This window comes from Pseudomonas neustonica, from assembly GCF_003797945.1.
Lineage (GTDB): Bacteria > Pseudomonadota > Gammaproteobacteria > Pseudomonadales > Pseudomonadaceae > Halopseudomonas > Halopseudomonas neustonica.
This window is the reverse complement of the sequence record NZ_RKKU01000019.1, coordinates 55468-69049: the sequence shown is the minus strand read 5'-3', so window position 1 is coordinate 69049 and position 13582 is coordinate 55468. Positions and strand designations below refer to the sequence as shown.

The 13582-nt window shown below is 53.9% G+C and carries 14 protein-coding genes; 3 read left to right on the top strand and 11 right to left on the bottom strand.

Annotated features, from left to right (window positions below):
* Positions 1 to 51: 51 nt before the first annotated feature.
* The 4 genes from proB to rplU form a co-directional block, all read right to left on the bottom strand.
* The gene (proB, locus tag EF096_RS14160; RefSeq protein ID WP_123890452.1) at positions 52 to 1170 is read right to left on the bottom strand and encodes a glutamate 5-kinase; all 1119 of its coding nucleotides are present in this window, start codon (positions 1168 to 1170) and stop codon (positions 52 to 54) included.
* An 85-nt stretch (positions 1171 to 1255) separates the two neighbouring features.
* Positions 1256 to 2467 (bottom strand): Obg family GTPase CgtA, encoded by a 1212-nt coding sequence (gene cgtA / locus EF096_RS14155; protein ID WP_123890451.1) that lies wholly within the window; start codon positions 2465 to 2467, stop codon positions 1256 to 1258.
* A 98-nt stretch (positions 2468 to 2565) separates the two neighbouring features.
* The gene (rpmA, locus tag EF096_RS14150; RefSeq protein WP_123890450.1) at positions 2566 to 2823 is read right to left on the bottom strand and encodes a 50S ribosomal protein L27; all 258 of its coding nucleotides are present in this window, start codon (positions 2821 to 2823) and stop codon (positions 2566 to 2568) included.
* A 23-nt stretch (positions 2824 to 2846) separates the two neighbouring features.
* Positions 2847 to 3158, bottom strand: coding sequence for a 50S ribosomal protein L21 (gene rplU / locus EF096_RS14145; RefSeq protein WP_123890476.1), 312 nt, complete (start codon positions 3156 to 3158; stop codon positions 2847 to 2849).
* Positions 3159 to 3415: 257 nt separating this feature from the next.
* Between rplU and EF096_RS14140 the strand changes: the two genes are divergently transcribed.
* Entirely contained in the window at positions 3416 to 4384 is a 969-nt protein-coding gene (locus EF096_RS14140; protein WP_123890449.1) for a polyprenyl synthetase family protein, read from the top strand.
* A gap of 103 nt (positions 4385 to 4487) precedes the next feature.
* On the opposite strand, the gene EF096_RS14135 is transcribed toward EF096_RS14140, so the two are convergent.
* Positions 4488 to 5105: an FKBP-type peptidyl-prolyl cis-trans isomerase gene (locus EF096_RS14135; protein WP_123890448.1), complete on the bottom strand. Its 618-nt coding sequence runs from the start codon at positions 5103 to 5105 to the stop codon at positions 4488 to 4490.
* A gap of 119 nt (positions 5106 to 5224) precedes the next feature.
* Here EF096_RS14135 and EF096_RS14130 point away from each other — a divergent pair, with 119 nt between their 5' ends.
* Entirely contained in the window at positions 5225 to 6517 is a 1293-nt protein-coding gene (locus EF096_RS14130; RefSeq protein WP_123890447.1) for an NCS2 family permease, read from the top strand.
* Positions 6517 to 7602 (top strand): tRNA (uridine(54)-C5)-methyltransferase TrmA, encoded by a 1086-nt coding sequence (trmA, locus tag EF096_RS14125; protein ID WP_123890446.1) that lies wholly within the window; start codon positions 6517 to 6519, stop codon positions 7600 to 7602. Before EF096_RS14130 ends, trmA begins: the two co-directional genes overlap by 1 nt.
* A 26-nt stretch (positions 7603 to 7628) precedes the next feature.
* Here the strand turns inward: trmA and EF096_RS20615 are convergent, their stop codons facing one another.
* The 6 genes from EF096_RS20615 to EF096_RS21005 are packed head-to-tail and all read right to left on the bottom strand — an operon-like array spanning position 7629 to position 13562.
* The gene (locus tag EF096_RS20615; RefSeq protein WP_123890475.1) at positions 7629 to 8024 is read right to left on the bottom strand and encodes a type IV pilin protein; all 396 of its coding nucleotides are present in this window, start codon (positions 8022 to 8024) and stop codon (positions 7629 to 7631) included.
* 6 nt (positions 8025 to 8030) lie between these two features.
* Positions 8031 to 11264 (bottom strand): PilC/PilY family type IV pilus protein, encoded by a 3234-nt coding sequence (locus EF096_RS14115; protein WP_123890445.1) that lies wholly within the window; start codon positions 11262 to 11264, stop codon positions 8031 to 8033.
* Between the two features lie 16 nt (positions 11265 to 11280).
* Positions 11281 to 11802, bottom strand: coding sequence for a pilus assembly PilX family protein (locus EF096_RS14110; RefSeq protein WP_123890444.1), 522 nt, complete (start codon positions 11800 to 11802; stop codon positions 11281 to 11283).
* 1 nt (position 11803) lies between these two features.
* Positions 11804 to 12598 (bottom strand): PilW family protein, encoded by a 795-nt coding sequence (locus EF096_RS14105; protein WP_123890474.1) that lies wholly within the window; start codon positions 12596 to 12598, stop codon positions 11804 to 11806.
* Positions 12595 to 13101 (bottom strand): type IV pilus modification protein PilV, encoded by a 507-nt coding sequence (gene pilV / locus EF096_RS14100; RefSeq protein ID WP_123890443.1) that lies wholly within the window; start codon positions 13099 to 13101, stop codon positions 12595 to 12597. Before pilV ends, EF096_RS14105 begins: the two co-directional genes overlap by 4 nt.
* Positions 13098 to 13562, bottom strand: a complete 465-nt coding sequence (locus tag EF096_RS21005; RefSeq protein WP_123890473.1) for a GspH/FimT family pseudopilin — start codon at positions 13560 to 13562, stop codon at positions 13098 to 13100. The genes pilV and EF096_RS21005 overlap by 4 nt, the downstream gene beginning before the upstream one ends.
* Between the last annotated feature and the right edge of the window lie 20 nt (positions 13563 to 13582).

Here is a 13582-nt window from a genome sequence, read left to right as displayed (position 1 = left end):
AGCCCGCCACTTATTAAGCAGGCCTGCCCAAACAACAAAGGCTTTACCTGGTCAGATCAGCACCAGGTTGTCCTTGTGTACCAACTCCGGATCGTCGATATAACCCAAGATGCGCGCAATAGATTCTGTTGGCTTACCGGCAATACGCGCAGCATCCTGAGCAGCGTAGTTAACCAACCCACGCGCGACCTCTCGGCCATCAGGCGCTATACACACAACCATTTCACCACGCCTGAAACCACCCTCCACAGCGGTAACACCCACCGGCAACAGACTATGCCGCCCAGTAGCAAGCGCCTTTACGGCGCCATCATCCAGCAGCAACCGCCCGCGCGTCTGCAAGTGCCCAGCCAGCCATTGCTTACGGGCCGCGAGCATGCCTCTCTCAGGCAAGAGCAAGGTACCCAGCTCCTCGCCTTGATGCAGCCGTGAGACGACGCGCTCAATACGCCCGCCGACGATAACGGTAGCTGCGCCTGAACGCGCAGCGAGCCGCGCAGCGCGCAACTTGGTCTGCATCCCGCCACGCCCAAGCGCGCCCGCACTACCGCCAGCCATCACGTCCAGCGACGAGTCATCCGCCATCGCTTCCGAGACCAGCTGCGCCTGCGGGTTATTGCGCGGATCGGCGGTGTACAGGCCATCTCTATCGGTAAGAATCACCAACAGATCAGCCTCTACCAGATTAGTCACCAGTGCACCCAAAGTGTCGTTATCCCCAAACCGAATCTCGTCGGTCACCACAGTGTCGTTTTCATTGATCACGGGAATGACATTCAGATCCAGCAGAGCCCGCAGCGTGCTGCGGGCATTCAGATAGCGCTTGCGATCAGACAGATCATCGTGAGTCAGCAATACCTGCGCAGTAGACAAGCCGTGCTGCTGGAAACTGGACTCCCAGGCCTGCACCAGACCCATCTGACCAATGGCGGCAGCCGCCTGCATATCGTGCGTCGTCTTGGGCCGCTCAGTCCAACCCAGGCGACTCATACCTGCCGCAACCGCACCGGACGAAACCAGAACCAACTCAGCGCCGCTGGCGCGTAAGGCCGCTAATTGCTCGACCCATACGGACATGGCAGCACGGTCGAGACCTCGACCATCACCGGTTAATAAGGCACTACCAATCTTGACCACCCAACGACGGGCTCCGGTTACCTTTTCACGCATGCTGATCCCATCAACAGATTGCCCATATTTAAACCAGAACCCCGACTGCAACCAGTCGGAGCTAACACGGTTGCACTAAAGCGAATCAATGGACGTAGAAAATCTCCGGACCATCTTCATCATCTTCGTCGTCATCTTCATCATCGTCCTCACCCTCAAGGGCGATACCCTGCTTGCGCAGAGCGCGACGATCGTCCAGCGCCTGAATGTGCGCGCGCGCCTCATCTTCAATCTGCTGATCAAGCACGGCCTGTTCGGCGGCGTACTCCTCATCATCCTCAAGGCGATTTTCGCGCTCATCCAGCCAGTTCATTACTGCCTTGGCCAGCTCAGCAGTGCCCTGGCGCTCAGAAGCCGAAATAACAAATACCGGACCTTCCCACTCCAGCCGCTCTACCACATCATCCAGCACAGTCTGCTGCTCATCTTCGAGCAACTGATCACACTTGTTCAATACCAACCAGCGCTCACGCATAGTCATTGCAGGACTGAATTTGCCCAGCTCGTGAACAATGGTCTCGACCGACTCAACCGGATCGGCCTGATCCAACGGCGCCATATCCACCAGGTGCAACAGCAGGCGAGTACGCGACAAGTGTTTAAGGAAACGCGTGCCGAGACCAGCACCGTCGGCAGCCCCCTCGATAACACCGGGAATATCAGCGATCACAAAGCTGCGCAGTTGACCGACATCCACTACGCCCAGGTTTGGCACCATGGTCGTGAAGGGATAATCGGCAACCTTAGGCTTGGCCGCAGACACTGAACGAATAAAGGTGCTCTTGCCCGCGTTGGGCAGCCCCAACAGACCTACGTCGGCCAGCACCTTCATTTCCATCTTCAGGTCACGCAACTCACCCAAGGAACCGTTAGAGGTTTGTCGCGGCGCACGATTCACACTGGACTTGAACCGGGTGTTACCCAAGCCATGGAAACCACCCTGCGCCACCAACAGGCGCTGACCTGGCTCGGTCAGGTCGCCAATAATCTCTTGAGTACCAGCATCAATGACAGTGGTCCCCACAGGCACCAGCAACACCATATCTTCACCTTTGGCGCCAGTGCAGTCACTACCCCGACCATTCTCGCCGCGCTGCGCATTGAAGCGACGGGTATAGCGGTAATCAACCAGGGTGTTGAGGTTAACGTCGGCCTCCAGAAATATGGAACCCCCATCGCCACCATCACCACCATCCGGACCACCCTTGGGAATGAATTTCTCACGACGGAAACTCATGCAACCATTACCACCATCACCAGCCTTGACCGTGATGGACACTTCATCAACGAATTTCATCTATCTCCCCTTCCCTATCGGGACGGGCTAATGGAAAGAGTACGCTACAAACAAAAAAGCCCCGTCGCAAGACAGGGCTTTTCAGCAGCAAAGAGCTATCAGGCAGTTACGACATTAACGTAACGACGACCGAACTTGCCCTTAACTTCGAATTTCACCACGCCCTCAGCTTTGGCGAACAAGGTGTGATCCTTGCCCATGCCAACGTTCTTGCCAGGGTGGAACTCAGTGCCACGCTGACGAACGATGATGTTACCCGGAATGATGGTTTGACCACCGTACATTTTTACACCAAGGCGTTTCGATTCTGAATCGCGACCGTTGCGCGTGGAACCGCCTGCTTTTTTGTGTGCCATGAGTCTATATCTCCTGAATCAGCTTAGGCAGAGATGCCAGTAATCTTGATTTCGGTGTACCACTGACGGTGGCCCTGACGCTTCATGTGGTGCTTGCGACGACGGAACTTGATGATACGGATCTTATCACCACGACCGTGAGCACTGATCTCGGCAGTCACTTTAGCGCCCTCAACAACAGGAGCGCCGATCTTGACGTCATCGCCATCTGCAACCAGCAGAACCTTGTCAAACTCGATGCTGGCACCGGTTTCAACGTCCAGCTTCTCTACTTTCAGGAACTCGCCTTCAGCGACCTTGTATTGCTTGCCGCCGGTAACAATGACTGCGTACATGTTGCTTTCTCCGTAATCCTGCTCACCCAGCGCTTGATTAGAATCGTTAGTGGCTGGCATGGCTGCAAGTGGCTCCGCCTATCGGACCCGACCTTGCCATTGTTAAAACAGGGATGCTGTATCTTAGGGGCGAGGATTGTACTCAAGCGCACCGCTTTACGCAAGCACTGACCAAGCCTGATAGACTGCGCTTTTCTTGACAGCAAATGGCCTGCAACCTAGCATGCCGCCGAACCTTTTCAGGAAGTCTGCAACCAATGACCACCCTGCCATTCTATGCACCGGTATCCGATGACTTTGATGCGGTGAATACGCTCATTCTAAATCAGCTGCATTCCCGGGTCCCGCTGGTAGAAAAGATCGGCCACTACATTATAAGCGCTGGCGGCAAACGCCTGCGTCCACTGGTCGTTCTGCTGGGTGCACGCTCCTGCGGGATGGATGATGCACGCCAACACAGTCTGGCCGCGATCATCGAGTTCCTGCACACCGCTACGCTACTGCACGATGACGTAGTAGACACATCAGATTTGCGACGCGGGCGCTCGACAGCCAATGCGCTGTGGGGCAACGCTCCTAGCGTATTGGTTGGCGACTTCCTTTATTCGCGCGCTTTCGAAATGATGGTTGCACTGGGCGACATACAGATTATGCAAATACTCGCCAACGCGACAAACGTCATAGCCGAAGGCGAAGTGCTGCAGCTATCCAAGGTACGCGACGCGAGCACCGACGAAGCCACCTATATGGAAGTCATTCGCAGCAAGACGGCCATGCTATTTGAGGCGGCCTGCCATACCTCTGGCGTGCTGGCCGGTGCAACCGCGGAGCAGACTGAAGCCTTGCGCAAATATGGCAATGCGCTGGGTATAGCGTTCCAGCTAATGGATGACCTGCTCGACTACAGCGGTGACGCCGCTGAAATGGGTAAAAACGTGGGAGACGATTTGGCTGAAGGCAAGCCCACCCTGCCCCTTATCTACACCATCAGCCACGGCACCCCAGAACAGGCAAAACTGGTGCGCAATGCCATTCAAAAAGGCAGCGGCGAACAGATCGAGTTGATACGCGATGCGGTCACCGCATCAGGCGCACTGGAATATACCGCCCGTCTGGCACAAGCGCAGATAGAGGAGGCAATCGACCTGCTACAAGCCCTTCCAGCCTCGCCTTATCGGGATTCACTGGAACAACTGGCTCGTTTTTCGGTAGATCGCACGTTCTAAACCTGTGAGCCTCGCAACTACGTCATTACGTAACGACAGAGGCTCACATATCTGACCTGGTCGAGAGCTGAACTTACCACCGCCGACCAGGACAGGCGCTTACTTACAGAACCTTAAGCAGCTCAATCTCGAAGATCAGCGCGCTATGCGGCGGAATGCTATTACCTGCGCCGCGCTCGCCATAGGCCAGCTCAGCCGGGATAAACAAACGCCACTTAGCGCCTTCCTGCATCAGCTGCAACGCCTCAGTCCAACCCGCAATCACACCGCCCACTGGAAACTCAGCTGGCTGGCCACGCTTGTATGAACTATCAAAGACTTCACCGGAAATTAGCGTGCCTTCATAATGAGTCTGCACGGTAGAGCCCGCCTCTGGAGTCGCACCCTCACCTGCGGTAACAACTTCATACTGCAGACCTGAAGCCAGGGTGGTGACGCCGTCACGCTTGGCATTTTCGGCTAAAAACTCAACACCTGCCTGCGCAGCCAGCTTGGCAGACTCTTGTGCCGCAGCACGCATTTTTTCCTGCAGCTGCTGAAACGCCGCCTGCAGATCCGCTTCAGCCACTTGACTAGGCTGCTGGGTATAAGCGTCACGTAGCCCGGCGGCAACGAGGTCCAGAGTAAGGTCCGGGATATTACTGCTCAGCAGTTGCTCGCCCATCTGGCGGCCAATGCCGTAGCTAACGCGCTGTTCGTCGTTCTCAAAAGTGGTGCTCATGGCGAGCCTCCAGTCATAAAAAGGGCGATAAGCCTGACACAAGAACAGCAAAAATTCACCCACAGCAGCGAATCCGCTACAATGCCCGGCTTTCTGCCTAAACCTCGGAAGCACCCATCATGCTAGAAAAACTATTCAAACTTAGTGAACACGGTACTAACGTGCGCACCGAGCTTTTGGCCGGCCTGACCACCTTCCTGACCATGGCCTATATCATTTTCGTCAATCCGGCGATGATGGCTGATGCTGGCATCGACCCAGGCGCCGCCTTCGTTGCCACCTGTCTGGCAGCGGCTATTGGCTCGCTGGTCATGGGCTTATGGGCCAACTACCCAATCGCTCTGGCACCAGGCATGGGCCTCAACGCGTTCTTCTCCTACACCGTCGTTGGCTCAATGGGTTACAGCTGGGAAGTCGCTCTCGGCGCGGTCTTCTTGTCTGGCCTGATGTTCTTCCTGCTCAGCATCTTCCGCATCCGCGAATGGATCATTAACAGCATCCCTATGGCGCTGCGCTCGGCCATTGCCGCGGGCATTGGCCTGTTCCTGGCCCTTATCGCGCTCAAGAACGCGGGCATAGTAATAGACCACCCTGAGACGCTGGTCGCCATGGGCGACCTGACGCAGCCAGGCGCATTGCTCGCGGCAGGCGGTTTTGCAGTGATTGTGGCGTTGGCGTACCGCAAGGTCACCGGCGCGGTGATGATCGGCATATTGCTGGTAACCGCGATCAGCCTACTGACCGGCTTAAGCCAGGCAGACGGCGTCGTCTCAGCGCCACCCAGCCTGACGCCGACCTTCATGCAGCTGGATATCAAAGGTGCACTAGAAGTTGGCATGCTCAGTATTATTTTCGCTTTCCTCTTCGTTGACCTATTTGACACCTCAGGGACACTGATCGGCGTCGCCCAGCGCGCCAACCTGGTTGATGAGGATGGGAAAATGCCACGCTTGGGCCGCGCCCTGATGGCGGATAGCACTGCCACCATGGCTGGGGCCGCACTCGGCACGTCAACCACCACCAGCTACATTGAATCAGCCGCAGGCACGGCTGCAGGCGGTCGCACAGGCCTGACCGCGTGCGTGGTTGCGCTACTTTTCTTGCTCAGCCTGTTTTTCTCACCGCTCGCCGGCGCCGTACCCGCATTCGCAACCGCGCCAGCCCTGCTCTTTGTTGCCGTGCTGATGACCGGTGGCCTGGTTCAGGTCGACTGGGATGATTTGACTGAAGCAGCCCCGGTCGTGATCACGGCGATCATGATGCCGCTGACCTTCTCAATCGCTAACGGTATCGCCGCCGGTTTTATTGTCTGGACCGCAATCAAACTATTGTCTGGTCGCTGGCGCGACCTCAACCTCAGCCTTTATATCTTGGCTGGGCTCTTCATCATCAAACTGGCGTTGTTCAACTAATGAGCCTTGCATTCAATCCGGAAAACTACGCCACTCAACTGGCAGAAAAGCGTGAGCGCCTGTGTCATCTGCTCGCAGAGTTCGACGCACCTGACCCCGAGGTCTTCACCTCAGCGCCTGAGCACTTCAGGCTACGCGCCGAGTTCCGCCTCTGGTACGAGAACGGACAACCGCATTACGCGATGTTTGAACAGGGCAATAAGCACAAGGCAGTGCTTATCGATCAACTTCCGATCGCCAGTAAGCGCATCAACGAACTGATGACACCGCTGCTGGATGCTTGCAAGGCGAACCCGACACTGGGTCGAAAGCTCTTTCAAGTGGAGTTCCTGACCACGCTGTCTGGCGAGGCGCTAGTCACTCTGTGCTATCACCGCCCCCTGGACGAAGACTGGGACGAGCCCGCCAAACAGCTGGCAAGACAACTGGATATCCAGCTAATAGGCCGTAGCCGCGGACGCAAGCGCGTACTCGAACGCGATTATGTTACTGAAGCACTCGACGTAGCCGGGCGCACCTGGCGCTACCAACAGATAGAGGGCGGCTTTACGCAGCCCAACGGCGGCGTCAATCAACATATGCTGGGATGGGCAGTCGATGCAGTCGGCAGCAATCAAGACGACTTGCTGGAACTGTACTGTGGCAACGGTAACTTTACTTTACCGCTATCCACCCGCTTTCGCCGCGTGATGGCAACCGAACTGGCGAAAAGCTCTGTCAAATCAGCAGTAGAAAACCTGGCCATGAACGAAGCCACCAACGTGACCCTGGTGCGGCTAGCAAGCGAAGAGGTGACTCAAGCGCTCACCGGCGTGCGAGAGTTTCGGCGCCTACAAGGTATAAATCTGGATGATTTCAACTTTGGCACTGTCTTTGTCGACCCGCCAAGAGCAGGTCTAGACCCCGCCACCCTAGCGCTCGTCCAGGGCTATAACCGTATTCTTTACATCTCCTGCAACCCGCAGACTCTGGCGCAAAATCTGGAGACGCTAAACGAGACTCATCGAATAACCCGTTGCGCGCTATTCGATCAGTTTCCTTATAGCCATCATATGGAATCAGGGGTGCTGTTGGAGTCTGTGTAGCAAAGCAAACTCAGGCCCACCAGACCCTAATCAGCCCACTGCGGGCCCCCATTTACAGTTTCAAATACCAAGGTCTGCTCACCACTCATAATACCTTTAGGGGTAACCGTAATCGTGAAAGCGTGAGGGCTATTACGATTATAGGCCGGCGTGTAGAAATCACTACCGTAGAGACCGTCCGGCGCGACCCCCCTTGCCGCTGCCTCATCAGCCGGATACGAAAAGTTCTTGGCTCTAAAGGCCTCCAACTCGCTGGCATACTCCATAATCTGACCCTTTGCCTCGGCCTCTCTCGTATTGCGGATATACTCTTGGTAAGAGGGATAAGCGATTGCGGCGAGAATCGCCACAATCGCCACCACAATCATCACCTCAAGCAAGGTAAAACCGGCATCACGCGAGATCTTGATCGCTTTACTCATCACGACTTAATCTCCTTGTCCGCTTTCAGGCAGTTTGATAGCCCCTGCAGCATCGGGCGTCAACTGCATCCAGCGACCATGGCGCAGGTCACGCACATCACCACCAGGAGGATTCGGGGGATTCGGGGGATTGCCAGGACCACTGGGGGAAACAGTCTCCGTGCCGACGACAATTGCAGTGTCACCGTTTTCGCCGAACAGCACGGTAACGCCTGGAGGCAGGCCAGGTTGCAAGAGTGCGTAACGCTCACCCTGTCCCGTTAGCAAGTCAACCCTGTGAAGATAAGACTTCCCATAGCTGACGGAACAAGGATCGCGCTCATCATCCGACGCAGAGCTTGGCGAATACGTTGTAAACAGTACCTCATAATTAAAGACAGCAGGTGAGGACAACGACTTTTCCCCTTCAGCCTTATTCAGTTGCATATACCATCCACGCTTGGTGGTATCAGGCTGAGCGCCAGTAGACACATTGGTAAAATCGACCAGTGTCGCCGCCGGCTTCGCAGGACCACCGAAAGGTTCTCGATCGCTCAACACAAACAACGCATCTTGTGTTTCATCGTCTAGTGGATGACTACGATACCCTGATGCAAGCGACACAAAATAGCTCGAATTGGCGCCATCGCGTACGTAGGACACCGTTGGCTGCTCGTAAAAACGACGGTGATTCTCACCAGAGCCACCTAAACGAGCTAGCAGTGTGACACTGTGGGACCTAGCCTCTGAACCATCAATATCTGCCCGGAACAACTGCCCACCCAAATCAGCGAAATACAGATGATCAACCACACCATCAGAGTCAGTATCAACCACAGCGATGCTACCCGGAATTGAGTGAGTCATACGCGAGACCGCAGTTACCACATTCCCACTCCGGCTGCCCGCCGACCAAACCAGCTCGCCGGTGTCAGCATTCACCACATAGATCGCGTTGCCCTTCTCGTCTTGAGCACGAAGCTCCTTATGATCATCGTGATCTGCCGGGCTGTAACCACCGCCAAAAATCACCACCGGAACACTCTCGCCATCGCCGGTGGGGAAACGCGCCAACTTCGGAGTAGACCAAGTCTGTCCCAAGTCGACAAAATCACCCGATCCACCTGTAACCTGCCATGCTAACTGCGGGCTACTCACGTTAGTGACATTCAAAGCGTAGTAACTATTGCCGCCACGCCGCATACCCCCATAAATCATAACCTTAGAGGGAGCATCTTCGATTGAGTCACCTGGCTCGCGCAAAACAGCCCAGCTTCCATCCAGGCCATATGTCTGACGCTTATTCCCGCCGGCCAATGGCAAGCGGTTAACCGTGTAACTGGATGCCTTCGAGATAAGTTCATACGGCATAAAAGCGAACTTTTCATCACCATTGCTGGTGTCAATCGCATGCAGCATGCCAGCGTTAGTCGAAACGAAAACAATATTATCTTCATCGAAGTTTTCGCCAACAATCGTACCACCATAGTTAACCATTAATGGGCGGCTATGTAACGGATCTCCCCACATAGTCAGCAACTCCCGCTCAACATTGCCACGAACTGCGTCCGTCGCCTCGGACGGCAAAAAAAGCTGCGCATTCGTGAAGTCGTCTAGATCAAACCGGCGCAGACTCCCGCCAGGAGATGAGGAGTAAAAAAGCCTGCGTGCCGACGACTGCAATCGATCACGAGCGCCACCCAGCATGATATCAGCGCCGTCCGTTGAGCGGCTCCACCAGCTGCGGGATGAAGAAGAAAACTCACTACCACTCATCGCATTATTGCCGGACACGTCATAAAAGGAGGCCTCGCCATCCTCGACCTCAACTCGGTAACGCTTAAGGTTACCGTGCCAAAAGCTGCTTTGCAGCGGCTTAAACAACGAAAAATACATCTCATCCAAATGCTGAAACCGCTGGCTTTGGCTCACTGCCACGCCCGGCGAAACCATTGTGTTCGCTTCGTCCGCGATTAAGTCGAGGGTCGACTGGAACGCCAGGAGCAGACTCTCAGCATTATCAGAGTTATAGGTGCTACCACCACCGGCCGCGGACACGCTTTGCATATTTTCGAGAGTACTACTTTCCATATACAAGCCGATATTGTGGGTTTTGATTTCACGACCAATCGCGTTGTTTTCTCGATTCAGATTACGCGCGATACGGACCTGACAGTTGTACGACCCAGACGTACAAGAAACCAGCTCCACACTGCCAGGGCTGTCGCCTGAAGGCGCTCCATCCGTGAACATGATGATGTGATTCGATTCACACTGATTAGCCTGCACAACGGGAGAGTCGTAGCTAGAACCTGAGGTTATTTGAGCATACTCTGCGCAGCTACCAGTAGGGACCATCTCGCAGTAAGTCACCTCGTTAGCGACTAAACTTTCCGTATAAGAAACTTCGCGTTCTTGATAAAGCCCCGTTCTATACTTAAGATCCCACCAACGGCTATCATCGTATTCACAAGTCGCTGCGCTCGCGGGACAAGAGGGCCTAGGCTGCCACCAGTTATAACTTATCCACGCCCCCCAGCTAATACGGCAAACCTCACCAACAGTACAACTTTCGTTAGCGGGCAATACTCGCCAACCACCATATGTTATTGAGCAAGACGCTTCATTTACGTCACAATAGCTTACGGGCTGCCCATCCGAGTATTCATATTCAGTAGTACATTGCTCTTCATACTCATCTTTTAGACAAAACCTATTCTCTGAAGAAGAGTACGTATTACTACTGCTACGCCCAAGCATATAATCGGCCATCTCCTCGTAGCCAAGGGATGTTGGAGTGCCAGTGCTCGGCATACCGCCAGAAGGATATTGAATGTTTCTACTAGGGTTAATCGAATTAAGCGCATCATCAAAATAGGGACGAGTCTTTTCAGTTACCGGCATTACCGGCACCATGACATATCCACCGTTACTCGAGTTATTGAAGCGCCCCAGCCCTATTTTTACATTCTCATCGGCGTCATCAAGTATCGTCTCCATCGCATCATTGAGGAGGTTGATTCTGCGCTCACGCCAATCGCTCCCCGTACACCAATTAGCTCCCGAGCCTATTTCGCAATTGCGCATAGAGCCTGAGTTATCAAGCATAATCATGACGTTCGCAATATTCTTGTTCACCGAATCGTCTGACAATACTTCAGAGTAATATACCTCAACATCCTCAGCCCATAATTGACCAGAGGAAAACATCGCCACCGCACCGAGAAAAACGACACGAGCATAACGAGTAAAAAGTTTCATTTTTACCTCCCCAACCTCAAAGCTGAATGCAGTCGAGCCCTAATTTCAAGGCCTCTTGCAAATGATTATTCTCAATCTGATAAGACTGCATACTGCTCTCACCTAACACATCAATTACATAGTCCCGGTATATTTCCACATCACTTCCAGAAACCATGCGACAGTTATTCTTCAAGTGCACAATATAACTTCCCGCCTGCAGTAGATCTCGCGAATCCATATGATCCGACGCATCACACTCACTGTTCTTCAACGTCCCATCCGACTGCAAACAGGTTTGTATAGACTTACCATCAAGAATTGACCATGAGAGCTCTGCGTCATTAAGGCCACGCAAGAGAGCCAAACTCGTCGCCACAGCAGACTCCGCAGCATCAAAACTCATAGTATCCGCCTGCACGCCCGTCGCGACCTTAGAAGAGTAGATACTTGTCCGCATCGCGGATATGCCTAGCACCGAAACCATAAGAAGAATAAATAACGAAACGATCAATGCAGAGCCTCGCTGCGCCAAACCGCCATTAAGTAGCGAAGTCATATCAAATACCATCCCAATTAACATTACGGACTTGAGCTGTTGTAGAGAATACACGGCGAATTGCACGATCTTCCGGCGTAACAACCTGCTGATCAAGCACTGAAAGCGTCTGGCCGCCCGCTGGCACAGGCAATGTTGTGTCGCTACTACGCAGTAGCAAGCCTACTCGAATAGACACAACGGAATCATCAGCAACCAAGCCAGCAGCAGATACAAACTTCGTCGCGCCTATATCACTGTCTAGACTCCCATCAACACCATATAGCACCTGGAAACTCTCAACCCCAGAAATCAGCTCTACAGCATTAGGTGCCAATGCGGCGTAACCTCCTGCTCCCGACTTGCGCAAGCTTGAGCACCATAAGCTCTCATCCACTACATAATAGCGATTAACGACGATTTCCCCTTCTGGATTAGCACCACCTGCGGTTAAGTCAGCCCCCTGACAAGCTCTCTGGGCCAGATAGCTCACTACCAAGACATCATTACCGCCAGCGCCTCCATCTGCGGATTGAAACGCGACCGAATTACCTTCGGCGTCGTCAACAGAGAGAGCCTGCACCACAGGCTGGACGAAACCTTCAACCTGACTGCCACGCCCTGCATTCCGAATATCTGCCGCGATATATCGCAGCACCGTTTGCCCATCTTCATTCACACCTGTAACGGCATCCTGCAGCGAAAAGGTCCGCTGATTAGTGATCAAAAGCTGTATGGCCGCAAGACTCAGCAGTAGACCAAGCAGCAACGCGATCATAAGTTCTACCAGGGTAAGCCCTCGCTGTGACCGCCTCATCGAATAAACTCCATTACCAAGCAGTTAGAACCCTCAGCTAAATTCACGCCGTCTGCGCTCGTACACGCGTCAATACTGTTCGCCGCACCGTCACGCTCTCCCCAATTCAGCACGACACATGTCAGGCCATTGAAGTCACAATCATCAATCTTGATTTGCCCATTTGGCAGCGTTTGACTCGCCGACCATGCCAACTGACTGAGATCGAGCCCACTCACGTCACAGCCAGCCCCGCACGTCTGACTGGGAGCATTAGCGGGGGTAGCTATAGCCCCGCTTCTCCTGTAATCATCGATCTTGGCTGAGTTCGCTTGAATTCGCTCTACCGCATCCTGCGCGATCAACATCGCCGCACTTCGGTAGTTGGCATCCTCAGATTTCTGCATAGCCACCAGCTGTACCCCTGCAAACCCCAGAGCGCCAACCGCCAGGACAAGCACTGCAATAAGCACTTCTATCATGCCTATGCCAATTTGCGAACTTCGCATCGACACTATTCTCATGCTCCACACCCTCCTGCGATTTGCTCAACAGTCGCGCGCCCAAGAAAAGAAAGCGTTATCCGCCGCCCATCGACAGTTGCATCCTCGTGGCAGATAGTGATGTTACTTCCTGCAGCGGTCAGCCCTCCCTCGGGCCTATATATCACTGAGGCGATATCACTACGAATCCTCACCTTATCGGCAAGCTGATAGGCGTCGTCACTATTTACAGAAGACTGATGAACGATAGTCCAGCCGTTACCCCAGTCCCCTCCCACAGGTGACACCGTAACCAATGAACGGGAGCTCATGGATTCGGCCCTAGCAGCATTTAAGGCGGAAACCAAATCGCTCGTAGTCGATCTAACTGCATTATTCGCAATAGTTCGCTGAAAGGAAGGTACAGCAAGACTTAACACTATGGCAGCAACAACCAGCGTAATCATCAGCTCTAGTATGGTGAACCCCTTCACACTTCGCATTAAAACAACCCTCCTAGTAG

Coding starts and splice junctions, on each gene's coding strand:
- proB (WP_123890452.1), bottom strand. CDS start 1,170: ATGCGTGAAAAGGTAACCGGAGCCCGTCGTTGGGTGGTCAAGATTGGT.
- cgtA (WP_123890451.1), bottom strand. CDS start 2,467: ATGAAATTCGTTGATGAAGTGTCCATCACGGTCAAGGCTGGTGATGGT.
- rpmA (WP_123890450.1), bottom strand. CDS start 2,823: ATGGCACACAAAAAAGCAGGCGGTTCCACGCGCAACGGTCGCGATTCA.
- rplU (WP_123890476.1), bottom strand. CDS start 3,158: ATGTACGCAGTCATTGTTACCGGCGGCAAGCAATACAAGGTCGCTGAA.
- EF096_RS14140 (WP_123890449.1), top strand. CDS start 3,416: ATGACCACCCTGCCATTCTATGCACCGGTATCCGATGACTTTGATGCG.
- EF096_RS14135 (WP_123890448.1), bottom strand. CDS start 5,105: ATGAGCACCACTTTTGAGAACGACGAACAGCGCGTTAGCTACGGCATT.
- EF096_RS14130 (WP_123890447.1), top strand. CDS start 5,225: ATGCTAGAAAAACTATTCAAACTTAGTGAACACGGTACTAACGTGCGC.
- trmA (WP_123890446.1), top strand. CDS start 6,517: ATGAGCCTTGCATTCAATCCGGAAAACTACGCCACTCAACTGGCAGAA.
- EF096_RS20615 (WP_123890475.1), bottom strand. CDS start 8,024: ATGAGTAAAGCGATCAAGATCTCGCGTGATGCCGGTTTTACCTTGCTT.
- EF096_RS14115 (WP_123890445.1), bottom strand. CDS start 11,264: ATGAAACTTTTTACTCGTTATGCTCGTGTCGTTTTTCTCGGTGCGGTG.
- EF096_RS14110 (WP_123890444.1), bottom strand. CDS start 11,802: ATGACTTCGCTACTTAATGGCGGTTTGGCGCAGCGAGGCTCTGCATTG.
- EF096_RS14105 (WP_123890474.1), bottom strand. CDS start 12,598: ATGAGGCGGTCACAGCGAGGGCTTACCCTGGTAGAACTTATGATCGCG.
- pilV (WP_123890443.1), bottom strand. CDS start 13,101: ATGAGAATAGTGTCGATGCGAAGTTCGCAAATTGGCATAGGCATGATA.
- EF096_RS21005 (WP_123890473.1), bottom strand. CDS start 13,562: ATGCGAAGTGTGAAGGGGTTCACCATACTAGAGCTGATGATTACGCTG.